This window comes from Pseudoalteromonas porphyrae (genome assembly GCF_001298125.1).
GTDB classification, from domain to species: Bacteria; Pseudomonadota; Gammaproteobacteria; order Enterobacterales; family Alteromonadaceae; genus Pseudoalteromonas; species Pseudoalteromonas neustonica.
This window is the reverse complement of sequence record NZ_LHPH01000008.1, coordinates 90,014-113,625: the sequence shown is the minus strand read 5'-3', so window position 1 is coordinate 113,625 and position 23,612 is coordinate 90,014. Positions and strand designations below refer to the sequence as shown.

The following is a 23,612-nucleotide window of genomic DNA, read 5'->3' as shown; positions in this document are numbered from 1 at the left end:
TTTTTTGCCTAAGGAGTTTTTGAGCAAATAAAAGAGTAGTGGTGTTTAATCGTCATCCATCGAAATACTAAAAACAGCACAGGGAGTGCCTTGATGAAAAACCATTTTCCAATGTCCATCGGTTAAGCGCCACAACGACATACGTAATGAGTAATTAAATTCAGCTCGCGCTGAGCGCCGATAAGCAGCTTGATAGCTTAGCTGTACGATTTCATCACTAAGCATACGCCCTTTAAAGTGTTGATTATAAAATTGCGGAACAACCTCTGTCGGCAATCGTGTTAACACTTGGTACTTATTAAAAACAGTCCCATTGGCAGCAATTTCGATAAAATCATCGTCTAATAACGCGTCCAAAGCTTGCTCTGATTGGCGGACTTCTGGATCAAGTAATTGTCGTTCTGCATCAATTAAATGATTAAACAATGATGCCTTTATTTTGCTGCCCATGATGTACCTTACAATTGGTTTTTATATACGTTGCCTGCTTTCATCACAAACTGCACATTTTTTAATGTCGTTATGTCATCAAGAGGTGAGCCATTTACGCTGATGATATCTGCTTGTTTACCAACACTCAACTGCCCTAGCCTGTCTTGTTGGCCAAGTAACTTTGCTGCATCAACCGTTGCTGACATAATAGCCTGTTTTTCACTCATTCCATATTTAACTAACAGCACAAACTCATCCGCATTAAGCCCATGACGAGAAACGCCTGAATCAGTTCCAAATGCAATGTTAACCTTGTTTTTAAGTGCCAGCTTAAATGAGGCTTCCATTTTAGGGGCGACCTCGCGTACTTTGTCAGCAATGGCTGTTGGCATGTTTGGATTACTAAGCACCTCTTTACTCACCGTTGCACCAGCTAATAATGTTGGCACTAAATACGCGTTGGTTTTATTAAATAGTTCCATGCTCTCTTTTGTTAAATAAGAGCCATGCTCAATTGAATCAACACCTGCTTTTAGCGCCGCATTAATACCTTGCGTTCCATGGGCATGAGCTGTGACCTTGCGCCCTAAATGGTGTGCAGTATCGACTATTGCAGCCAGTTCATCATCACTTAATTGTTGATTAACACCCGCGGCAGTATTACTCAACACACCACCTGTTGCTGTGATTTTGATCACGTCAGCGCCATTTTTTATGACATTTCGTACAGCTCGGCGGCAATCATCGGCACCATTGCACACGCCTAAACTGCTCGTCATTACATCACTTACTTCTTTACGGTAACCATGTAAGTCGCCATGTCCGCCGGTTGCTGTTATTGCATTTCCCGCAGCAAAAATTCGTGGCCCTGTAATATCACCTCGTTCTACTGCGCGCTTAAGCGGAAAAATAACTTTATAATTCCCTCCTAAATCACGTACCGATGTAAACCCAGCATCTAAACTGCGTTTTAAATATTTTATCGAACGCAGCGCGTTATCAGCTTCATATTCAGTTAGCCATTGATGCGGGTTAACTGTCGCATCACGCTCAAAAGTTACATGAACATGCATATCAATAAGCCCTGGCAGCACAAACTGATTTTTTAAATCAAAAACATGCGCATCAGGTAATTTAAGTTCGACAACACTTGGAAAGCCTTTAACAATGTCTGTGATAATGTTGTCTTTAATTATTATGGTGCGCTGTTTTTCAAGTGTTTGCTTCGCCCCTAATAACACGGAACCCGCATATATAACGGTGGTATCTGTTGCAATACTTTGCGGTGAAAGTAGCGTTAAGCTCAAAGTTGCGAGTGTAGTTAATAGTTTTTGTTTCATGTTTGCCTCTTTTTTCAACTACCATTACCGTAATTAACGTGTAATTACCATTATTTACGATGTAACAGACCTATGACCTAGTCTTGTAGCTGGGTTTTTGGTATAAAACACACCATAGATGAAAGATTTCTGACCATTTAAAGAGAACACATAATGACTTACGCACATATAACTGGTTGGGGTAAATGCATTCCACCGGCTCGTATCACTAATGATGATATTAGCCAAATTGTTGATACTAATGATGAATGGATCACCTCGCGCACTGGGATAAAAGCCCGCAGAGTAAGCCATGTTACTACTGCTGAACTGGCAACAGTTGCAGCTAAACATGCGCTTGCCTGTGCTGGCGTTGATGCTAAAGATATTGACCTAGTCATACTCGCAACCTGCACCCCCTCTACAATGGTGGCTAATACGGCATCGCTTGTGCAAAAAAATATTGGTGCCGTAGGTGCAGCAGCTATGGATACAAATGCTGCATGCTCAGGTTTTTTATATGCACTACAAGCAGCAACAGCACAAATACAAGCAGGCATGATTAAAAAAGCAGTGGTTATTGCCGCTGAGCGGATGACTTGGTATATAAACTGGGAACGTCGTGACAGTGCAGTATTATTTGGTGACGGCGCAGGAGCGGTTGTTCTTGAGGCTGCAGAGTCACCCGCTGGACTACTTGCTACTAAAGCGGGTTGTGATAGTGAAGATCGTGATATTTTACACATTAGAAACTGTGGCAGCGACTTAAATAAATACCAGCCTATTGGCCCGTCAGACTTACTCTTTGAAGGCCGTGAGATTTTCAAACGTGCAGTTAAAGGGATGAGCGAAGCGTGCGATGATGTGTTAACACAAGCAGATTTAAGCCTTGATGAAATTGATGTACTTGTTCCGCATCAGGCTAATTTACGTATTATTCAGGCTATTCAACAGCGCTTAAAAGTTGCTGACGAAAAAGTAATGGTAAACATTGGTGAATACGGTAATACATCAGCGGCAACCATTGCAATCGCATTATGTGAAGCTGTAGAGCAAGGTTTAATAAAACCACATGCCAATATAATGTCTGCTGCATTTGGAGCAGGTTTAACGTGGGCTGCAAGTTATATTAAATGGGGTAAGCGTGTAGAACCGATTGCCATCAGTGATGCCGTATTACCGCCATGTGATAAAACAGGGTTAGAGCTAATTGCACCCGCTGTAGCAGCATGCGAAGGTACCGATCGCAAATAACCACGCTGTCGGTAACTATATCAATAAAAAGTAGCGATAAAAAGTATCGCTAAATAGTTACCTAAACAGCATTAATGAGCTTTACGATAAATGCCTAAGCACCATCGTAAAGCTCATTAATTACTTTAATTACTTTAATTACTTTAATTACTTTAATTACTTAAAACGGTTTTGTAAGTAGTTAAATACCGCACGAATACCTAAAGCTTCACCGCCAACTGGGCGCCCCGGTAATGAGCGAATATTCCACGCCATAACATCAAAATGTACCCATGGCGTTTTCGGCTCTACAAATTCTTTTAAATATAAAGCTGCGGTTATTGCACCACCAAATGGAACACTGGCACAGTTAGCCATATCAGCTACGTCACTTTTTAACAAACTTTTATACTGCTCAAATAAGGGTAATTGCCATACAGGATCACTCACATGCATACCTGCATCAATTATACCGTTAGCAACATCACGCTCAGTTGAGAAAAAACCCGGTAACTCGGTCCCTAAAGCAACACGGCAAGCACCCGTTAGCGTAGCAAAATCAACAATCAACTCTGGATCATCATTTTGGGCTTCAGTAAGTGCATCACATAATACTAAGCGCCCTTCGGCATCTGTATTATCAATTTCGACCATTATCCCTTTACGCGTTTTAATCACATCCCCTGGGCGAAATGCATTACGTGACACTGCGTTTTCAACAGCGGGCACTAACACACGTAATCGCACCGGTAAATTGGCTGCCATAATAAGCTGAGCTAATCCTATAACATGCGCTGCGCCGCCCATGTCTTTTTTCATGTTGCGCATACCTGAGCTTGGTTTTAAATCAAGCCCACCCGAGTCAAAACATACACCTTTACCTACTAACGTAATCAAAGGAGCATCTTTTTTACCCCAGTGTAGGTCAAGTAATCGTGGTTTATTCTCGCTCGCACGTCCAACCATATGAATTGTTGGGTAGTTTTGCTCTAGTAACTCATCGCCAACCCACTCGCTAAACTCACCTTCGTAGGTTTGTGCCAAATCCGCCATTACTTGCGATAAATGCTGCGGCATCATGTCTGCGGCGGGTGTATTCACTAAATCACGAACCAAATAAATAGCATTAGCTTGTTGCTTTAAGCGTTCAAATAGCACTTCATCTGCAATTGCTAATTGTGCTTTTACTGCGCTTTTTTCTTTATATTCGCTAAACTCATAGCCGCCTAACATAAAACCAAGTGCAATCTGTTCTAGTTGTTGCTCACATTCTTGTATTTGGTAAGTGCCAGCAGGTAGCTTATTTGCAAGATCTCCAGCTAACCAGAAATCATCAATACTATGTACTAAACAATAAACATGGCTTAATGCGCCACTTTGTGGATTAACAACTAAAGCGAGGCCTTGTTTCTCAAAATCACAACTGTTTAACCAATTTTGTAAAAAAATCGGCTGTTGTTCTTGCCATTCAGCTAAGCCATTTTTAACAATGAAAGATAAGGGTATACCAGAGGAACTATGACGAATTAATGCGCTCATTAAATGACTCATTTAAAATAATATAATGAACAAGCATACCAATATCTAATCCTAAAAGGTATAGCTTGATAACTATCCATTTAACTCGCTGGCATTATTTTTTTACATTTGTCTCATGCTTTTTAGCCTCAGCATCTTCTAAGGCAATCTGTTTATCTATCTCTTTAATCGGTTTATTAATATTAAAAGAACTCGGTAAAACATCAACACCCACCCATTGTCCTAATTTAACAACCAAAGGAATAGTAATAGGCGCAAAGGGTAAAACAGCAAACACACCAAGCCCTAACCCTTTAAGAATATCAACAAATTGTGCATTTGCTTTTTGTAAATCCTCTTTACTTACATCTCCTTGGGTGTAACGCCGGTAAATTGTAAGCATCTCTTTCGTTTCTTGCTTCTCTTGTGCCAAAGCAAGTTTTAAAGCCACCATAGCGCGCCTAAAACGCAACTGTTGGCGCTTTTTACTAATTTTTGCCACCCGCACAGGAGCTCGGTGAATAACTTTATATATTCGCATAAACTCTATTCTCACATAGCCTAAGCACTTAACAAAGCACAATTTAATAAGTCGTATATATATTTGAAAAAAGAAGTGTTTGCTATCAAAAATGGGCTCATACGCTATAATAGTTTCTTTTTAAATCTCCAATATCAACTAGTGAATATAATGCAACAAACTAAAGCAGCGCCCAAGCCACAAAGTGAACAACCAAAGCCACAAAAGCCAGCACCTGATGAATGTTGTGGTGGGGGGAGTTGCTGTCCATGTGTATGGGATGAATACAGAGATAAATTAAAACAGTGGCAACAGAATTTTAGCTAGCAAGACTAAAATCTCCTACTAAATCAATTCAATATGATGTCATAAAAACAACATATACAATTTATTTTTTAACATTTGACCTCATAAACAGCTTAATTTTCAACCACTTCATCTTTCCTTTTCAAAAAAAAGCATTTATTTTCAGTTAGGTAAGTTTACTTTCAATTTTCCTCTATACGAAACCAAAAAAAATTACATTATATTAACGATTTGCAAAATTCATTAACCGTATGTATAACTTATTAGCGTCGAAATTTCATCATTATGGATTTTTGCGAAATAAATATAACTAAACAATCTAATTCTAACCGGGGAAAGTCAGAATGAAATTTAAAAGTAATGCGCTGCAGCACGCAGTAAAGTTCGCACTAGCGACAACAACAGCAGGCTTATTTATGTCTGGTTCTGTGATGGCTGCCGAAGCTGATCAGAGTGAGAAAACCAAAGTTAACAAAAATGTAGAAAAAATCGCCGTGGTAGGAACTCGTTCTGCACCGCGCTCAATTGGTGATTCACCAGTACCTATCGATATTATCGGTGGCGAAGAACTTGGCAAATCAGGTAATACCGATATGCTCGAGCTGCTAAAAGGTGCCATCCCTTCTTTAAACGTTCATTCAATGCCTATCAGTGATGCTGCATCACTTGTTCGTCCTGCTAATTTACGTGGCCTGCCTTCTGATAGCACATTAATTTTACTTAACGGCAAACGTCGTCACCGTGCATCGGTTATTGCTTTTTTAGGCGGCGGTATTAATGATGGCGCACAAGGTGCTGATATTTCAGTTATCCCTAGCATTGCACTAAAACAAGTTGAAGTACTGCGTGACGGTGCTGCGGCTCAATATGGTTCTGACGCGATTGCAGGTGTAATGAACTTTGTACTCAAAGACGCCTCTGAAGGTGGTAGCCTAGAAGTTCGCAAAGGCCAGTATTACGAAGGTGACGGCGATACAACACAAGTCTCTGGTAACATTGGCTTACCATTTACTGATAACGGTTTTGCAAACTTAAGCTTTCAATATAAAACATCGGATGCGACTAGCCGCTCAGTGCAGCGTCCAGACGCTGCAGCACTTGCGGTCGCTGGGGTTCAAGGTATTGCGCCTTTAACTCAAGTTTGGGGAGCTCCTGAAGTTAACGATGATATTTCAATATTTGGTAATGTAGGCTTAGAGCTTACAAATGACTCTGAATTCTATATGTTTGGTAACTACTCAGAACGTGATGTTCGAGGTGGCTTTTATTATCGTAACCCTACTACCCGACCTGGCGTTTATGGCGGTACTATTCGCGATGTCAATGGTACTAATATGCGCCGCCCTGGCGATGATAATCCTGAAGGCCAAAAAGCATGGGATGCTGCAACGCCAACGGTTTTAGTTGGCTCACTTGATGGCTATGATCAACAGTTAGCCTGTCCACTTGTTGAACTTCAAGAAAATGGTGCACCCGATCAAGCAGCAATCGACTCTCTTACTGCAGCAAACTGTTTTGCATTTAATGAAACTATTCCTGGTGGGTTTACGCCTAACTTTGGCGGTAACATTACTGATACATCGTTAACTATCGGTACTAAAGGCGAATTTACCGGTGGTTATCTTGAAGGTGCATTTTATGACTTAAGTGGTACCGTTGGCTTTAATGAATCTCGCTACTTCATTTACGATACATTAAACGCATCCTTAGGCTTAGATAGCCCAAGAGATTTTAGCCCGGGTAAATACACGCAACTTGAGAAAAACTTTAACTTTGACCTTTCTAAAGGTTTTGATTTTGGTTTAGCGTATGACCTGAATGTAGCTGGCGGTTTAGAGTGGCATGAAGAAACCTTTACTGTTACCTCTGGCGATGTAGCATCATTTACAGCAGGCCCTTATACTGATCAAGGCTTTGGTATTGGCTCAAACGGCTTTCCGGGCTTTAAACCTTCGGATGCTGGCGAATACACTCGTCGTAACTACGCCGCTTATGTTGACTTAGAAGCCCCCTTTACTGAAGATTTTTTAATGGGCTTAGCACTTCGTTATGAAGATTATGACTCTTTTGGCTCAACAACTAACTATAAGCTAACTGCTCAATACCACGTAACTGAAGACCTTAATATACGAGGGTCAATTAGCTCAGGTTTTCGCGCTCCGACTGTTGGCCAAGCAAATGTCAGTAATGTACAAACAAATTTAAGCAGCGGCGTATTGGTTGATTCAGCTTTATTACCACCAACAAACCCTATTGCAATACTTAAAGGCGGAACCGAGTTACAACCAGAAGAGTCAAATAGTTATACATTTGGTGCTGTTTACACTATGGGTGATTTGTTCTTCACAGTAGATTATTACAACATCAAAGTGGATGATCGTATTAGCCAGTCTGAAAAAATAGAACTTAGTCAAGCAGATAAAGATGTATTAGATGCAGCAGGTGTTCCTAATGTGCAAAGCCTTGCCCAAGTAAGCTTCTTCACTAATGACTTTGACACTACAACACAAGGTATTGATTTAGTAGCAAACTACTCTGCAGATTTACTTAATGGTAGTTCAACCTTTAGCTTAGCCTACAACTGGAATGAGACGGAAGTAACACGCTCTAGTGATATTACAGGCGCATTTAAAGTAAGCCGACTAGAAAACGACTTGCCAAATCATCGTGCAACGCTAAGCTGGGCACAACAGTGGGAAAGTTTCTCTGCGTTTACCCGCCTAAATTACTTTGGTGAATACCAAGGTGTTCATGTTGATTACGATGCAACGGCAAAAACAGCGGATGCTGCTGTAACACTTGACGCCGAAGTAACCTACTTTGTAAATGATTCAATTAGTTTGTCAGTCGGTGCACAAAACTTATTAGATCAAGATGCTGAAGAGCTGGATTTTACTGCCGCTCCTAACAATAACTGGGGTGGTAAGTACTACGAAACATCGCCATTTGGTATTAATGGTGGTTTTTACTACGTTAAAGCAACTTATACTTTTTAAACAAAGTTAAAAGACGCAGGCGAAATGCTCAAGACATTTCGCCTTTTTCGTTTTATAGTAACTAAAAAACAAATAGCTATAATGTATGCTGCTAAAAAAAGCCAACCAATTACTTGCCGACAACCGTTTAAAAGAAGCTGAATTTCACTTTAAAACCTTACTCGATACGGATCCCCAAAACGGTGAAGCTTTGTTTGGCCTTGGCCGTATTGCACTTAGGTTAGAACGTTTTGATGCCGCAGTATATTTACTACAAAGATCCTGTGAACGATTGCCAAACATGCTTGAGCCATTGCATGCCTTAGCGGACGCATTTAACGGCGTAAACTCCCCCAATGATGCACTTAAAGTACTTGAGTACGCGAAAGCATTGGCAAGTCATAATCCTGAGCCACACTATTATCTTGCCCAGCATTACTTAACCCATGGGGAGCTTGATAAAGCACACACCACTTTTGCGCAAGCCCTCAGCCTTGGGCTCTACCCAGTTACAGCGTATATTTTACTTGAATTAGTGCAATTAGGACGATTTGATAAGCAACATAATTATACCAGTAATTTGCATCATCTTTTAACGCAAACAAATAACCTACACTTAAAAATGATCTGCTATTACGCATTAGCAAAAAGCTACGATCAACTAGATGATATTGAACAAGCAACCAATTACTATACCCTTGCAAATAAGCTACAACGCCAGCTAAGTGATTTTAATACAGATGAATTAACCGCATTTTATCAGCAAATTATTGCGCATAATCCAGCTCCCTTGTTTACGAATATAGAACAAGGATTTAAAGGCACTATTACACCGGTGTTTATAATTGGTATGCCGAGATCCGGCTCAACCTTACTTGAGCAAATTTTAGCAAGTCATAGTGAGTTTGCCAGTATTGGCGAAGATACCAGTATCAGTAATCATGTCGTGGCGTTTATTGAGCAACAAACGAAGCTTCCCTACCCAGAATGTTTAACAGCCTTAACCCCCACATTAATTGAACAAGGCCGTGCTATTTATACAAATAGGCTTAAACAAGCGAAGCCAATCCGCGCTTTTATGGTCAATAAACTACCAGCTAATTATCAATCATTAGGACTCATTAAGCGCTTATTCCCCAATGCCAAATTTATTGATTTAAAACGTGATTTTAACGCCACCGTTTGGTCTGTATTTAGTAACTACTTTGCAGAAAATGAGCCTTATTTTTGCTCAGTACCTGAGTTTAAAACTTACTATGATCTTTACCAAACACTTATGGCACATTGGCACAATGCTCTACCCAATGCGATTTTTACACTTGAGTACGAGCAATTAGTTAGCAACCCGAAAGAACAGCTCAGTCAATTGTTTGGATTTTTAGGCTGTAATTTTGAGCCCCAATGTCTGGATTTTTATAAATCTAAAAAACCAGTTTCCACACTAAGTAAACACGCAATACGCCAGCCCTTAAATAACAAGGCCGTTGAACGTTGGAAACGTTTTGAAGCCCCGTTGCGTCAATTGCTTAATACGCAGCAAACCAATTAACTAAATCGGTAAATTGATCCGCTTTTGCGTTAGGATGAGTCAGCATATTAATGTGATCATAATCAAATTGATGGCCGTGCTTACGCCCATAAATACGTAAGTCTTGCACGCCTTTACCTGACTCATCAATGAACTTTTGAATATCAATAGGTTGAGCAAGCGCCTTATCTTTAACACCTGCAATATGCAGTGTCGGTGGCAAGTGCATCTCACTCACAGCCGCGCCGTAATCAAAGCCATCATCAGAGTCAATCCACGGTTTTTTCTTTGCCCATTGCATACTTTGATAGTGTGACTTTTTAGTCTCATCATCACTGCCCCATTTAAGTTTTTTAGCCGGTAAGTAGCCATGCTTGTTAGCTAAAATTGGCGCTAAAAAATACCAAATAACATTCCCTTGAAAGTACTTTTTAGGGTGATGATTATACAATGAGCGTTTAGTACCAAAATACGCACACGCTTTAACATCCGCAATATAGTGCGGAAATCGAGCAAATACGCTGTTCATCAATACGCCTCCCCACGAATGAGCAACCCAATATGCTGGTGGCTTGCCTTCTAGTTCAGCTATTTTATCTATAAAAGCGGGTATATCCTCGGTAATCGCCTCTGTTTGACCATAATGCGCATGCTTTGAAATACCCGGTTTACTTTCGCCTCGACCACGTAAGTCAGCCACATAACAAACATAACCTTGCTCAGCTAAAAATGGAGCCAATCCTTTATTACTATGTGTATAAAAAATCTTGCCATTTTCAACTGCACCATGCACAAATAACACTGCAGGGCCTTGGCTATTTGGGTTATATATACGTCGTAAATGCAACGTTTGTTGGTCGGCTAATTTAATAAAAACCGACTCTTGTTTAATTGTCATCAAATTACCTATTATTATTTTTAAAGCCCAACTCATCCTACCAGTAAATACACGCTAATATAAGCATGTATACCAAATGACCTCAAGATGCGAACGTCATTGGAATTAAAAGCAATTTAGACAAGGCATTGATTGTAAAGTAAGACCTTGATATTAAGTCCCCGATGAAATGATGAATTTTGTATACTGGGGCGGCTTAGGGATATTTACACCTTAAAATAAATATCTGTTAAACTAATCAACCTGTTTACTCTGCTAGCTATCAATAATGAAATCAGTGCCTAAAAAAGCCAAACTACATCCACGAAATCGCCATAACCAAGGTTACGACTTTGATCACCTTATAACGGTTGAACCTGCATTAAATGTCTTTGTTTCACTCACTCAGTATGGCGAAAAGAGTATTGATTTTAGTGATAATAAAGCAGTCAAAACCCTTAACCAAGCGCTACTAAAAGCATATTACAAGGTCGACTTTTGGGACTTCCCTGAGCATAACTTATGCCCACCAGTCCCTGGACGCGCTGATTATATCCATTACTTAGCTGATTTATTAGCCGCCGACAACCAGGGCGCGATCCCACAAGGTCGGCAAGTAAAAGCGCTTGATATTGGTACCGGCGCAAATATTATCTACCCATTACTTGCAAGCCACGAGTATAACTGGAGCATGACAGGCAGCGATATTGATCCTGCGGCTGTAAAATTAGCCAAACAAATAGTGCAGTTTAATAATCGTAAAATCACTGTGAAAGTTCAAAAACAGCCTGAGCATATTTTTCAGGGCATTATCAATGCCAAAGATTTATTTCATTTAACACTATGTAACCCACCATTTCATGCCAGCGAACAAGAAGCGAAACAAGGCAGTGATCGTAAATGGCGTAATTTGGGCAAAACCCCGACAACTAATTTAAATTTTGGTGGCCAAAATAACGAACTATGGTGTGAAGGCGGTGAAGCACAATTTATTACGACCATGATCACAGAAAGTGCTTTATTTGCAGAGCAGTGCCTGTGGTTTACATCATTGGTGTCTAAAAAAGAAACTTTGGTAACACTGCAAAATGAACTCGCTAAGCACCCAGTTGCAGATGTTAAAATAATTGAAATGGCTCAAGGTCAAAAAGTAAGTCGATTTATTGCTTGGAGCTATTTTGACGAAGCAACTCGCAAAGAAATTTGCCAAGAATTTACACCCATGGAGACACCATGATCGATTTTCGTTCTGATACAGTCACAAGACCTTGCGATGCAATGCGTAACGTGATGTTCAATGCACCTCTGGGGGATGATGTATACTCAAACCTGAGGGATCCCCACGAATATTTATTCATGTAATCCCTCAATATTGACTGTTAAATTTGAGAGTTCGGACAATACACCAATGTTGCTGATCACATCGATATTAATACCATTGCTCTGGTGTTAAAAGAGCGGGGAATTTTAATAAGCCCGAGTAAAACCTTACGTTTAGTTACGCATTTGGATATTACTCGAGCCAACATTGATACATTTATTGAGGTGATATCAAGCGCTCAAGCGCTCCATATTTAACGCTGCTTTATAATGCTTGCGGCACACTGATACATATCGGTCGTTGCCGCCTATTTCTACCTGGTTGCCATCGGCAATTGCATTGCCATCTTCGTCTGTTCTCAATACATGATTAGCTTTACGGCCGCAATGGCATACCGTTTTCAATTCAATCAGTTTATCAGCCCATGCGAGTAAATATTGAGAGCCGCTAAATAACTCGCCTCTAAAATCATTACGCAGCCCATAACACAACACAGGAATGCCCAAGTAGTCCACTACATCGGTCAGTTGCATGACTTGTTCTTTTGATAGGAATTGGCATTCATCGACAAGTATACAATGGCGCTTTTTTTCGCTGTTTAATGACTTTATTAAGTCAAATACATCTTTATTTGCATCAAAAATATGCGCTTTAGCCTCAAGCCCTATACGTGATGACACCTTACCCACACCCGCGCGATTATCTATGGCAGCCGTTAATATTACGGGCTCCATACCTCGCTCGCGGTAATTAAATGCTGATTGTAATAATGTGGTGGATTTACCTGCATTCATCGCAGAATAATAAAAATACAGCTGAGCCATAAAAGTGCCTACCAATAAAAAGTGCGCTAATGCTACATCAAATAACCCATAACATCACCCCTGACTTGGGTAACCTTCGTGTTTAAGTAACCATTGTTTACGCTCAAGCCCACCAGCGTAGCCAGTTAACTTTCCACTGGCACCAATAATTCGATGACACGGCACTATTATGCTAATAGGGTTTTTACCATTTGCAGCACCCACAGCTCGTACCGCCTTTGGGTTACCAATAGCGCGAGCTATATCGCTGTAACTTTGTACTTGCCCAAATGGCACATTTAACAATGCCTGCCATACACTTTTTTGAAAATCAGTGCCTTTGGTATCTAAGTTAATAGTGAAAGTGCGCCGCGTATCATTAAAGTATTCATCAAGCTGACTTATGCACTGATGTATATGAATATTATTTACATCTTTCAATATCTGTTCTGGGTATTCTTTTGCCGGGTAAAAGCCAACATAACTCACTCCTTGCTCAGTCGCTTGAATTATAATGTCATCGAGTGGGCTGGCGATCTTAATTTGTACAATACTCATAATAATTGCTGCCATAGTTGAAATGTTAAATATGAACGAAATGGTGCACACAGTTCATCATTAAAGGGCTTTGCTGCTGCTTGCGCTTTTTTTACTCCCAAGTCACCCGCGAGTAAAATATCAGGCTGGCTTTGCCCCCTAAGTTTTGCGTAATTGACCGTCCAGGGGCCTATACCTTTTAACCCTAACCATTCATCCAACTGTTCGCAATCAGGATTATCAGCACAAAATTGGGCTAGCGCACGTAATGCGTTTTTACGAGCCTGCGGCATTTTAAAAAAATCTAACTCACTGTTTGCAACCGCTTGCGGGTGAGGAAAATAAATACGGTCTTGCTCTTTTTCACCTAATGCTTGAACTAATTGCGCCACTAAGTTGTGTGCAGCCGTTACACTCACCTGCTGACCTAGCACAGCCCGAATGCCCGCCTCAAACGTTGACCAAATACCCGGTAATCGTAACCCTGTTGTTAATTTAATTGCGCCGTGAGTATGTGTCTCAAGGTGATCTTCAATTAATGTAGTATCCGCATCTAAATCAAGTATACGGCGTATCTGAGTTAAAATGGGGTGTAAATAACGCGGTTCATCAATATCTATTGATACTAAAAAATGATGTTTTTGTTCAATAAACTCAGCCGTAAATTGCCCTTTACAACCATGCGTATTAAAACTTCGTCCATAACTATTATCACTTAACCATTCCATAGGTGATATAAGCCTGCGCGCTAAAAACTGATGTAATGCAGCCCAATTATAGGGTGGCCTAAAAGGCAATTTGATCGTCAATGTGGGGTTACTTGGTTTATTAGTTGCGCGCATTTTACTGGGGCAAATATGCAGCTGCTGTAAAAAGGCATCATTAAAACGGCGGATACTGCTAAAGCCCGATGCAAACGCAATTTGCGATACGGGTAAATGTGTTTCTTGCAGTAATTTTTTAGCAAAATGGCATTGATTAAATAGTCGATACTGGGTGACTGAAATACCAAAATACTGCATAAATAAGCGACGTAAATAGCGGCTGCTAACACCTAACCGCGCAGCGAGGTGTTCACAATTTTGTGGCTGGATTAAGTTTTGATCAATTAAGTATTTTGCACGTAATGCGCTGGTTTTGGTTCCTTGCCATGCGCCACTACCTGGGGCACTGTCAGGGCGACATCGTATGCAAGGCCTAAACCCTGCTTGTGCAGCACTATGCGCATATTGATAGTACTGAACATTGTGTTCTTTGGCCGTGGGGGCGGGACAAATTGGTCTGCAATAAATACCGGTACTTTTTACCGCAATAAAAAATACGCCGTCAAAGCGATGATCGCGACTTTGACGGGCACGTTGCCAATGGCTATTATCCATGGAGCTCTCATAACTAACTTTATCTATCAATTAGATTACGTGAAAAACCATACATTACTAGCCATTTTCGGCACTCAATAAAATGTTATGAAATAGCGTCTAGATAACGTCGTTCCACTTCATTCCAATTAATCACATTATAAAAAGCGGCGATGTATTCTGGGCGGCGATTTTGGTATTTCAAGTAGTATGCATGTTCCCATACGTCTAAACCAAGAATAGGTGTATTACCATGCATTAAAGGGCTGTCTTGGTTTAAGCTGCTTTCCACGATTAACGTTTTATCTGCAGTCACACTTAACCATGCCCAACCACTGCCAAAACGACTGACTGCCGCAGCGGTAAATGCCTCTTTAAAGCTGTCAAAGCCTGCAAGCTGCTCAGTGATAGCATCAAATAAAGTACCTGTGGGCTCTCCCCCACCATTTGGACTCATAACAGTCCAAAATAACGAGTGGTTTGCGTGACCGCCACCATGCTCTTGCACAACCTTATTTAATGGGCTTGCTATTGTATCAATATTACGTAATAGCTCATGTACATCCGTATTAGCATACTCAGTATTTTCTAATGCAGCATTGGCTTTATTAATATAAGTTTGATGATGTAATGTGTGGTGAATCTCCATAGTTTTTGCATCTAAGTGCGGCTCTAATGCATCATATTCGTAAGGTAACGCGGGTAATATAAACGCCATAATTGCTCCTTTGGGCTTGCGTAACGTGATCAATGTACTGTGGCAGTATGATCCGGGGTATAACTTAAAGTGTGGTTAATTTTTTCAATTAGTTGCGGGCAGTGGCTGTGGCTTTTTGCAAATTGCACAAGCTCTGTATACGTTTTGTGATGATGATGAGCAACCACGGTGCGTATGGTATTACAAGGGTGCTCAATTAAATGGCTCAGTGTTATATGAACATCACATAACCACTGGCAAGCTTGATCTGATTGGCTCATCGCTCGATAAGTGTCAGCTAAATTATGTGCCGCCACAACCAGCGCTGGGCAACAATGCTCTATGGCTGCAATGACTGACTGGCACGTTTGTGCTTGACTAAACTGGCTTAATAAGTGAGATGCTAAAGTATGTGCGGTGGTGTATTTATCACGCGCTTCCAACAAGGCACCACGTTCAAACGCATAATTACCCGCCATTATATTAGATTGCCAAGGGCTGAGTGCTTGATCTACCTGTGGAAGTTCGGCTTTATTACTAAGCTGGGGATGTGCCATAAAAATCACCTGCGCAAAATTAAATGATGTGCATAATCTACACACCATCACAACTTAATACAAATGATTTTTATTTATATTGCTATTTATTTTCTGCGAAATCTATTAATGCTTGACCAGTTAAACGATAAATTATCCACTCATTTTGAGGCTCAGCGCCCATGCTATTATAAAAATCAATAGCTGGCTTATTCCAATCAAGAACCACCCATTCAAAACGGCCACACTCTTTTGCTATGGCTTGGCGTGCAAGATGTTGCATAATGAGTTTACCCGCTCCTTTACCGCGGCTATCGGGACTCACATACAAATCTTCTAAATAAAGGCCATTTTTGCCAAGCCACGTGGAATAATTATAAAAGTAAACAGCAAAGCCAATCGGTTCATCGCCATCTAAACAAATAACGCTATGGGCTGTTGCGCCATCACTGAATAATGTTTTTAAAATAGCTTGTTCATCTGTTTTAACTGCATCAGGCTCTTTCTCATAAATTGCCAGTTCGGTAATAAAATGCAAAATAGTCGCAGCGTCGCTTGGTAACGCATCGCGTAATATTATCGATGTAGAATTAGTCATGTACTGAGGTCACCTTTGTATGTGAGTATCTGTTGGAATAAAAAGCTCAATGATATTGTTCAAGCTTTTCTTTGAGGGTTTGTAACTGAATCGGCTTGGTAAGATAATCATCCATACCTGACGCTAAGCACAACTCTTTATCTTCATCCATTGCATTAGCAGTTAATGCAATAATAGTGATTTCTTGATGCTTTGTACCTGCATTTCCTTGGCGTATTGAACGTGTTGCATCAAAGCCATCCATAATCGGCATTTGACAATCCATAAGCACCAAATCAAAAAAGTGTGCGGGCTTTTGTGCCAAAATATCAACCGCTTCTTGGCCATTTTCAGCCAACGTTACCTGATAATTTAATTTACTCAACATAAGTTGAGACACTTTTTGATTGATCAAATTATCTTCAACTAACAATAAATGATGTGTTGGATCCTGTTTAGTGTTGCGCAATGAAGAAATATAACCCGAGGTTATCATTGGTAAATCAAGTGCTTTATCTTTATCAGTGATCACTGCCATTGCAGAAATTAAATCGGCCGTGGTGATTGGCTTTGGAAAATACGCTTGGAAACCAGCATCACTATAGCGCTGCGCGCCTTCTAATCCTGCAATACTCGTCATCATAACTAAAGGCATGGCTTTAAAATGCTCGTTTGCTTTTAACAATCGGCACAATTGGATCCCATCCATTTTAGGCATTTGCATATCCAGTACTGCGATATCATACAAGGGATCTTTATTATCAATACACGTTTGGCACATAGCCAAAGCCTGTTCAGCATCGCAAGCTAAGGCAACCGATGCCCCCCAGTGGGCCAATTGTTGACTAATTACCAACCGGTTTGTTTCATTATCATCCACAACCAGAACACGTAATTTATGCATATCTATTGTTGGAATACTGCGTTCTTGTTCGGTGCCTAACTCTAGCATTACTGTCGCCGTAAATTCACAGCCATTGTCAACTTCACTGTACAAAGTAACAGCCCCGCCCATCAACTCACATAACTGTTTGCATATAGCTAAACCTAAACCTGAGCCGCCGTATTCACGCGTAGTCGAGGCATCCACTTGTGAAAATGGGCTAAACAAACTTTGCTGCTTGGCAAGCGGTATACCAATACCCGAGTCTTTGACCTTGATGCTCAATTGGTACTGTTGATCAATGTTTTGCACAGCTGCAGTGATAACAACTTCCCCTTGAGAAGTGAATTTTACTGCGTTGCTAAGTAAGTTTGTCAACACTTGGCGTATTCGCCCAGGGTCACCTTTGAACTGAGATGGCACTAAAGCGACTAAATCGAGAATAATCTCTATTTGTTTTTCTTGCGCCTTAAGCGCCTGCGACTCAGCTACCTCACCAATCAAGTCTCTGGCATTGAAATTAATTGATTCTAAATCAATTTTACCTGCTTCGACTTTTGAAAAATCTAAAATATCATTGATCACGGACAAAAGTGAATGCGCACTATTTTTAGCAATCCCCACTTTAGTTTCAACGGGTTTGGTTAATGGTTCAAGTTCTATTAGCTCTAACATACCCAGTACACCATTCATTGGCGTACGTATTTCATGACTCATAGTTGCTAAAAACTGACTTTTAGCAAGTGCAGCATCATTTGCTTTGGCAAGTGCAACTTTTAATTCTTCCGCTGTTTTCTTACGACTTTGCGACATCAAAACACTGCCAACCAATGTAGCTAAAGAACGCAAATAAGTTTCTTCATTTTGGCTCCAATTATGCTGTTCTCCAACACTCTCAGCACACAAGACACCTAAAATCCCTTCACCTGTTGAGATCACTGCATCCAACATTGATTTGATATTCAACGGCCTTGAATAATCTTTTACAAAATCTAATGATGCGTGGTGAGTGTCCACATTATCTATTGCGACTAAGCCATTTTCAAATATCGCTTTAAAATAATCAGGGTACGCTGTGATATCTAAACACAAAGTATCTTGCGAAAAGCCAGAGCCATCAACATAGAGACTGACGCAATGCATTTTATTAGTACCACGCTCTAATATCCATACAGATGCACGCTGCACGTTAAGTACATCACACATAGATTGTGCGACTAAATCTTTAACCGCGCTAAAATCACCCGCTAATACGTCAGGAGAAACCGTTATACTTGCTAAATTAGTATTATATTGGTTGGTTTTTTCACTTTCTAACTCTAATCGTTTGTAGGTATCTATATTTTGAAAAGAACCATAAACACGAACACAGCGTTCATCTTTTAATTCAACTTGCCCTATCGATTTAACCCAACGTTCTTTACCTGTTTGTGTAATGATGATCAGTTCAACATCCCAACTATTGCCACGAATAACCGCATTTTCGAACAGTTCACTAATTTTGTCTCGGTGTTCGCCTTCCTTATAAAAGTCTAGTGCCTGGGTTATGACTGGCTCAAAATCATCACTTACTTCGTGAATAGCTTTGACTTCTTCAGACCAATAAATCGTATTCGCTTCTAAGTCGACTTCCCATGCACCAATTTGCCCTTGCTTACTCATTGTTTCGAGTAAACTTTGCTGACGATATAATTGCAATTGAGTATTGTAGCGCTCAGTTATATCTAAAATAAAACCGTCTAGATAAAGTACATTCCCTTGTGAATCATATACTCCTTGACCTTTTTCATGTACCCAATGGACGTTACCATCTAGTGCAATCAGCCTATATTCCACAGACCAAGGCAGTTTGAGTGCAACCTGTTCATTTATTACTGTTTCAATGTGTTGAACATCGTCAGGGTGCACTATTTGTGCAAAACTTAATTGGTAGTTATCTACAATATCAAAAGGCTCATAGCCGGTAATCGCTTTAGTCTGGTCGCTCATATATAGCATTGTCCATTGCTTATCATGTTTACATCGATAAACAATGCCTGGAATATTGCCCACCAAAGACGCAAATCTATCGCGACTTTGCTGAAGTTGATATTCAGTTTCCTTGTGTGCCGTAATATCTAAGTGAGTGCCAATCATACGTTTTGGTGTGCCGTCGCTATTCCATTCAACAACACGGCCTGTATCTAAAATCCAAACCCATTGACCATTTTTGTGCTTCATACGTGATTCGGCAACATAGTTGTCAGATTGACCACAAAAGTGCTCAGTTAGTTTTTTCTCTGATACGATAGCATCATCTGGGTGAACATTATCTAGCCAAGTATTAATCGTCGTTGGTTCAAGCTCTTTTAAATCATAACCAATTATTTCAGCCCAACGATTGTTAAAGTAAACCTTACTTGTATCAATGTACCAATCCCATACACCCACTGCGGTACTATCTAGTACCAACTCTAGTTGTGTTTTATGCTGCTCTAACTCCATTTCTTGAAGTTTTAAGCTTGTGATATCAGTACGAATAGCGATATAACTTTGCGGTTTGCCTTGTTCATTTAAAAATGGCGCTATTGTTGTATCTAACCAATATAACGCGCCACTTTTATTACGGTTACAGATCTGCGCATGCCAAACATTACCCTTTTCCAACGTGTTGTACATATTTTCAAAGAAACTTCTTGAGTGAGTTCCTGAATTCAATATTCGATGATTTTGGCCCAGTAATTCAGCTTCTTCATAGCCACTTATTTCGCAAAACTTTTTATTAACAAAAGAAATAGTCCCTTTTATATCGGTCACGGCCACAATCGCATGCTCATCTAATGCACTTTTTTGTTCCGCTAATTCTTTTAAGGCAAGCTGTAATGCAGCACTTTGCTCTTGTAATCGTGTTTGATGCTGCGCCTTTACCGTTATCAGTTGCTCTAAATCAATGGATAATTGGTTTAATTCACTAGAGTCATTGAGGATCGGAATATTTTCTCTAAGTCCCTGCGTCACTTGCGTTGTTGCATTCGCCAGTACTATTAATGGGTTTGATAGGCGTCTACCAAACCACCATGAAAGCATCAAAATAACCAGTAATGCAAAACCATTTAACCATACTGCAAGCTTTTTATATTCAGTAGCACCTTCAAGCATCACTGCAGCGGGTTTTTCTACCACGAGTTGCCAACCTGTGGCGTTTAAAAAGTCTAAATCACTTAAAATGGCGTAATATTTTGCACCATCCGTTTTGGTATAACTAAACACCTTGTCTAATGGTTGCTCATCAGTCAAATTTTCAGTAAAGCTCAACCCGCCATCAGTATCAGTGTTTTGAACCAATTCACCATTTTTAATAATATAAAATGTAAGCTTTTCGTTTATATCATGTATATGCGCTAAGTTTTTAAGTAGGCCTTGGAAGTTAACGTCAACAAGAACAATCGATTTTAAACGTTGATCCCCTTCACCCATTGGCAAAGCAATAAAGTGATTATGGGCTTTTTCACCTAACACAGACACAAACACACTCGGTTTACCTTGTTCAATTTGAGCCAACATAGTAATGAGTTGATCTTGATGCAAATGAGAAAATAAACCATCTGTGACAGGGATTGGGGTATTAATAGGGTTTGCGAGTATATGAATTTGATTTACAAAATCATAGCGCCCTACAAATTCGTTAACTAATAATTGTTTATGAAGTGGGCTGTGACGTAATTGTTCGTTTAATAAATATAAATCTTTTATATGATCTGCAAACCAAATATCTGCAAATTGTTTACCAATACTACTTAGCTCTCTGAGCTCTATGCGGGCACTTTTATCCAGAGAATTAGTAACGTGTATAAAGCTGAACCACGAAAGCAAACATAAAGGTGCTAAAGAGATTATAATAAAAGTAACAATCAACTTACTTCGGATTGACTGCACTTTACTATCTAACACACTTTTTTTCATTGCTTTCCCTATCCCAACCTTCGGTTTTAACTCAACTTTTATTGTTAATATATTAAGGCATTAAATACTACAAGACGCAAGCTTATACGTGTCATGAATAGGCTTAATATACAAAAACTCATTAATTATTTTTACTTTAGCTGGGCGATACAGGCAAAATACTTACAAGCTATGATTGCTATAAAGAGCAAGCTAACAACGCAGGGGTATGTAACTTTAAGTATAAATTTAACATTGGTGGCTTGGGTATACGAACACTATGGTCGTTAATGGCATTAACGCCTGTATTTTTTACTATCAACGATCTTTACTTTTTGGCACAAAAGGTACACTAAGCACTTTTGATGGACTAAATACCCCGCAAACTTTATTTTTCCGATAATCGCTTTTACACTTATTAATCAACAAGTGTAAAAGGACTGCACGATGAAGTTTGTATTGTCTATTTTAATAATAAACCACCTCTGCTTTTTGGGCTTTGAATACGCAATAACTTCAATGCTAAATGATCAAATAAGCTCATCAAGCGCATCGAGCTACGCTAAACTTTATGTCATTTTAGTTTTTCCTGTTCAATTATTACTAGAACTTACATTTTTTATCGCCATGCTCTATCAAGCCTTCATTGTTTTTAAGTGGCGAGCAAATGGCACATTATGGATTGGGTTTATAGCGACTTTTTTAATGGTCATCTTTTAGCGTGTCACTGTTGGCCTCACTTAAAAGAGAAATGCAAATACAAAACTGTTCATAAACCAACCATTAACGCAAATTTAAACGAGAATCAAACTCAATATTAACCATATGATTTAAAAGGAAAATACTTGCATTTATGTCGATATAGACTAAACTTGTCACAATTATGATTTAAAGGTACGCCATTATGAAAGGTAATCAAAAAGTTATCGACAGCTTCAATAGGTTGTTAGCAAATGAACTTGCTGCAATCGATCAGTATTTTATCCACTCTCGTATGTATGATGATTGGGGCCTAGATAAACTTTATGTACGCCTGAATCACGAAATGGAAGAAGAGAAAGACCACGCTGATTGGCTAATCAAACGTATTTTGTTCCTTGAGGGTGTACCAAATATGACTAAACGTCGTGATCTTATTATTGGTCATGATGTAAAATCTATGATGCAAAATGATCTAACACTTGAACTCGAAGTAGTTGCCTGTGTTAAAGATGTTATTGCAACATGTGAAGAAGAAAAAGATTACCAATCACGTGAAATACTTGAAAAGCTATTGTTTGATACTGAAGAAGATCACGTTTACTGGCTTGAACAACAACTTGGTTTGATTGATAAAATTGGTAGCCAAAACTATCACCAATCACAAATGGGCGAATAGGAGCTAAAATATGAAAGGTGATAAAGACGTTCTTATTGCATTAAATAAGATACTAGCCAATGAGCTTGTGGCAATAAATCAGTATTTTTTACATGCACGTATGTTTAAAGATTTTGGTTTTAGTGTGCTGGATAAAGCAGACTACAAAACTTCAATTCAAAAAATGAAAAATGCAGACCGTTTAATTGAGCGTATCTTATTTTTAGAAGGCTTACCGAATCTACAGGATTTAGGTCGTTTACGTATTGGTGAAAATAGCGAAGAAATGATTGCAGCCAATATGAGTTTTGAACTTGATTCACTTGTTGATTTAAAAGAAGCGATTAAACTTGCTGAAAGTAAAAAAGATTATATTAGCCGCGAAGCGCTAGATAATATTTTAACTGAACAAGAAGAGCAAATTGACTGGTTAGAAACACAACAGCTGCTGATTAAGAGCGCAGGCATTGAAAACTACTTACAGTCGCAGATGTAACATTATCTGACACTAAAAAAAGCAGCCTTGGCTGCTTTTTTTATATGTACTTTAATCGAAACAATATTAAGCAACTTGGTCGGTGATATCAGCTATTTGAATCAATTTGCGATTGAGAATTTTTTTTGTACAACCACAGCATTTTCCACATTGGCTGCCAACGTTCAGCTCTTTACTTAGCTCTCGCATCGTAGTCGCGCCTTCGTCAATTGCTTGTTCAATTTTTTTATCTGTCACACCATGACATAAACAGATATACATGAATACAAACCACTCTCAATAACATTTAGTAAATACATATTAATCTAAACGAAAATAGTTATCAATATTTATTTGTACAATTTTTTTACTATTTATTGCTTCTTTTGCAAGGTGTTGATTTTTAAAAGCAGACGATATTTAGTCTCAATTAATGATA

21 protein-coding genes and 1 pseudogene are annotated in these 23,612 nt (G+C 39.5%); 9 read left to right on the top strand and 13 right to left on the bottom strand.

The window, feature by feature from the left end; genetic code table 11:
• Window positions 1-45: 45 nt before the first annotated feature.
• Both ADS77_RS09240 and ADS77_RS09235 read right to left on the bottom strand, forming a co-directional pair.
• Window positions 46-450 carry a DUF4440 domain-containing protein gene (locus ADS77_RS09240; RefSeq protein ID WP_054204986.1) on the bottom strand — a complete coding sequence of 135 codons (405 nt, stop codon included), beginning with the start codon at window positions 448-450 and terminating at the stop codon, window positions 46-48.
• Window positions 451-458: 8 nt separating this feature from the next.
• Complete coding sequence (locus ADS77_RS09235) at window positions 459-1,772, bottom strand: metal-dependent hydrolase family protein (RefSeq protein WP_054454029.1); 1,314 nt, start codon at window positions 1,770-1,772, stop codon at window positions 459-461.
• Between the two features lie 153 nt (window positions 1,773-1,925).
• On the opposite strand from ADS77_RS09235, the gene ADS77_RS09230 reads away from it, so the two are divergent.
• Window positions 1,926-3,005, top strand: a complete 1,080-nt coding sequence (locus ADS77_RS09230; protein ID WP_054204987.1) for a ketoacyl-ACP synthase III — start codon at window positions 1,926-1,928, stop codon at window positions 3,003-3,005.
• A 156-nt stretch (window positions 3,006-3,161) separates the two neighbouring features.
• Here the strand turns inward: ADS77_RS09230 and ADS77_RS09225 are convergent, their stop codons facing one another.
• On the bottom strand, window positions 3,162-4,523 hold the full coding sequence (locus ADS77_RS09225) for a leucyl aminopeptidase family protein (protein WP_054204988.1): 1,362 nt from the start codon (window positions 4,521-4,523) through the stop codon (window positions 3,162-3,164).
• Between the two features lie 94 nt (window positions 4,524-4,617).
• Window positions 4,618-5,043, bottom strand: a complete 426-nt coding sequence (locus ADS77_RS09220) for a hypothetical protein (protein WP_054204989.1) — start codon at window positions 5,041-5,043, stop codon at window positions 4,618-4,620.
• A gap of 150 nt (window positions 5,044-5,193) precedes the next feature.
• On the opposite strand from ADS77_RS09220, the gene ADS77_RS21620 reads away from it, so the two are divergent.
• The 3 genes from ADS77_RS21620 to ADS77_RS09205 all read left to right on the top strand — a co-directional run bounded on the left by ADS77_RS21620 (window position 5,194) and on the right by ADS77_RS09205 (window position 9,852).
• Window positions 5,194-5,349, top strand: coding sequence for an oxidoreductase-like domain-containing protein (locus ADS77_RS21620; RefSeq protein WP_082355650.1), 156 nt, complete (start codon window positions 5,194-5,196; stop codon window positions 5,347-5,349).
• 323 nt (window positions 5,350-5,672) lie between these two features.
• Window positions 5,673-8,324 carry a TonB-dependent receptor plug domain-containing protein gene (locus tag ADS77_RS09210; protein ID WP_054454025.1) on the top strand — a complete coding sequence of 884 codons (2,652 nt, stop codon included), beginning with the start codon at window positions 5,673-5,675 and terminating at the stop codon, window positions 8,322-8,324.
• 85 nt (window positions 8,325-8,409) lie between these two features.
• Window positions 8,410-9,852 carry a tetratricopeptide repeat-containing sulfotransferase family protein gene (locus tag ADS77_RS09205; RefSeq protein WP_054454024.1) on the top strand — a complete coding sequence of 481 codons (1,443 nt, stop codon included), beginning with the start codon at window positions 8,410-8,412 and terminating at the stop codon, window positions 9,850-9,852.
• Here the strand turns inward: ADS77_RS09205 and ADS77_RS09200 are convergent.
• Window positions 9,830-10,729, bottom strand: a complete 900-nt coding sequence (locus tag ADS77_RS09200) for an alpha/beta fold hydrolase (protein ID WP_054454023.1) — start codon at window positions 10,727-10,729, stop codon at window positions 9,830-9,832. The two genes, ADS77_RS09205 and ADS77_RS09200, sit on opposite strands and share 23 nt — an antisense overlap.
• A gap of 268 nt (window positions 10,730-10,997) precedes the next feature.
• Here ADS77_RS09200 and rlmF point away from each other — a divergent pair, with 268 nt between their 5' ends.
• Window positions 10,998-11,945: a 23S rRNA (adenine(1618)-N(6))-methyltransferase RlmF gene (rlmF, locus tag ADS77_RS09195; RefSeq protein ID WP_054454021.1), complete on the top strand. Its 948-nt coding sequence runs from the start codon at window positions 10,998-11,000 to the stop codon at window positions 11,943-11,945.
• Window positions 11,942-12,037 (top strand): annotated as a pseudogene (locus ADS77_RS22135) (beta-eliminating lyase-related protein); the annotation flags it as partial. The gene rlmF and the pseudogene ADS77_RS22135, both read left to right, overlap by 4 nt.
• Before the next feature lie 222 nt (window positions 12,038-12,259).
• Here ADS77_RS22135 and ADS77_RS09190 read toward each other — a convergent pair.
• The 7 genes from ADS77_RS09190 to ADS77_RS09160 all read right to left on the bottom strand — a co-directional run bounded on the left by ADS77_RS09190 (window position 12,260) and on the right by ADS77_RS09160 (window position 21,362).
• A complete protein-coding gene (locus ADS77_RS09190) occupies window positions 12,260-12,853 on the bottom strand; it encodes a thymidine kinase (protein WP_054454019.1) in 594 nt (197 codons plus the stop codon).
• Window positions 12,854-12,907: 54 nt separating this feature from the next.
• Window positions 12,908-13,390 carry a methylated-DNA--[protein]-cysteine S-methyltransferase gene (locus ADS77_RS09185; protein ID WP_054454112.1) on the bottom strand — a complete coding sequence of 161 codons (483 nt, stop codon included), beginning with the start codon at window positions 13,388-13,390 and terminating at the stop codon, window positions 12,908-12,910.
• Window positions 13,387-14,748 carry a DNA-3-methyladenine glycosylase 2 family protein gene (locus ADS77_RS09180; RefSeq protein WP_054454017.1) on the bottom strand — a complete coding sequence of 454 codons (1,362 nt, stop codon included), beginning with the start codon at window positions 14,746-14,748 and terminating at the stop codon, window positions 13,387-13,389. Before ADS77_RS09180 ends, ADS77_RS09185 begins: the two co-directional genes overlap by 4 nt.
• A gap of 85 nt (window positions 14,749-14,833) precedes the next feature.
• The gene (locus ADS77_RS09175) at window positions 14,834-15,445 is read right to left on the bottom strand and encodes a superoxide dismutase (RefSeq protein WP_054454015.1); all 612 of its coding nucleotides are present in this window, start codon (window positions 15,443-15,445) and stop codon (window positions 14,834-14,836) included.
• A gap of 29 nt (window positions 15,446-15,474) precedes the next feature.
• The gene (locus tag ADS77_RS09170; RefSeq protein WP_054454013.1) at window positions 15,475-15,981 is read right to left on the bottom strand and encodes a hypothetical protein; all 507 of its coding nucleotides are present in this window, start codon (window positions 15,979-15,981) and stop codon (window positions 15,475-15,477) included.
• 82 nt (window positions 15,982-16,063) lie between these two features.
• The gene (locus tag ADS77_RS09165) at window positions 16,064-16,558 is read right to left on the bottom strand and encodes a GNAT family N-acetyltransferase (RefSeq protein WP_054204999.1); all 495 of its coding nucleotides are present in this window, start codon (window positions 16,556-16,558) and stop codon (window positions 16,064-16,066) included.
• 46 nt (window positions 16,559-16,604) lie between these two features.
• Window positions 16,605-21,362, bottom strand: a complete 4,758-nt coding sequence (locus ADS77_RS09160; protein WP_054454011.1) for a PAS domain-containing protein — start codon at window positions 21,360-21,362, stop codon at window positions 16,605-16,607.
• A 426-nt stretch (window positions 21,363-21,788) separates the two neighbouring features.
• Between ADS77_RS09160 and ADS77_RS09155 the strand changes: the two genes are divergently transcribed.
• From ADS77_RS09155 to bfr (ADS77_RS09145), 3 genes are all read left to right on the top strand, one after another.
• Complete coding sequence (locus tag ADS77_RS09155) at window positions 21,789-22,061, top strand: hypothetical protein (protein ID WP_054205001.1); 273 nt, start codon at window positions 21,789-21,791, stop codon at window positions 22,059-22,061.
• A 184-nt stretch (window positions 22,062-22,245) separates the two neighbouring features.
• On the top strand, window positions 22,246-22,719 hold the full coding sequence (gene bfr / locus ADS77_RS09150) for a bacterioferritin (RefSeq protein ID WP_054205002.1): 474 nt from the start codon (window positions 22,246-22,248) through the stop codon (window positions 22,717-22,719).
• Window positions 22,720-22,729: 10 nt separating this feature from the next.
• On the top strand, window positions 22,730-23,194 hold the full coding sequence (bfr, locus tag ADS77_RS09145; protein ID WP_054205003.1) for a bacterioferritin: 465 nt from the start codon (window positions 22,730-22,732) through the stop codon (window positions 23,192-23,194).
• Window positions 23,195-23,260: 66 nt separating this feature from the next.
• Here bfr (ADS77_RS09145) and ADS77_RS09140 read toward each other — a convergent pair whose 3' ends face one another.
• Window positions 23,261-23,455, bottom strand: a complete 195-nt coding sequence (locus ADS77_RS09140; protein ID WP_054205004.1) for a (2Fe-2S)-binding protein — start codon at window positions 23,453-23,455, stop codon at window positions 23,261-23,263.
• Window positions 23,456-23,612: the final 157 nt, after the last annotated feature.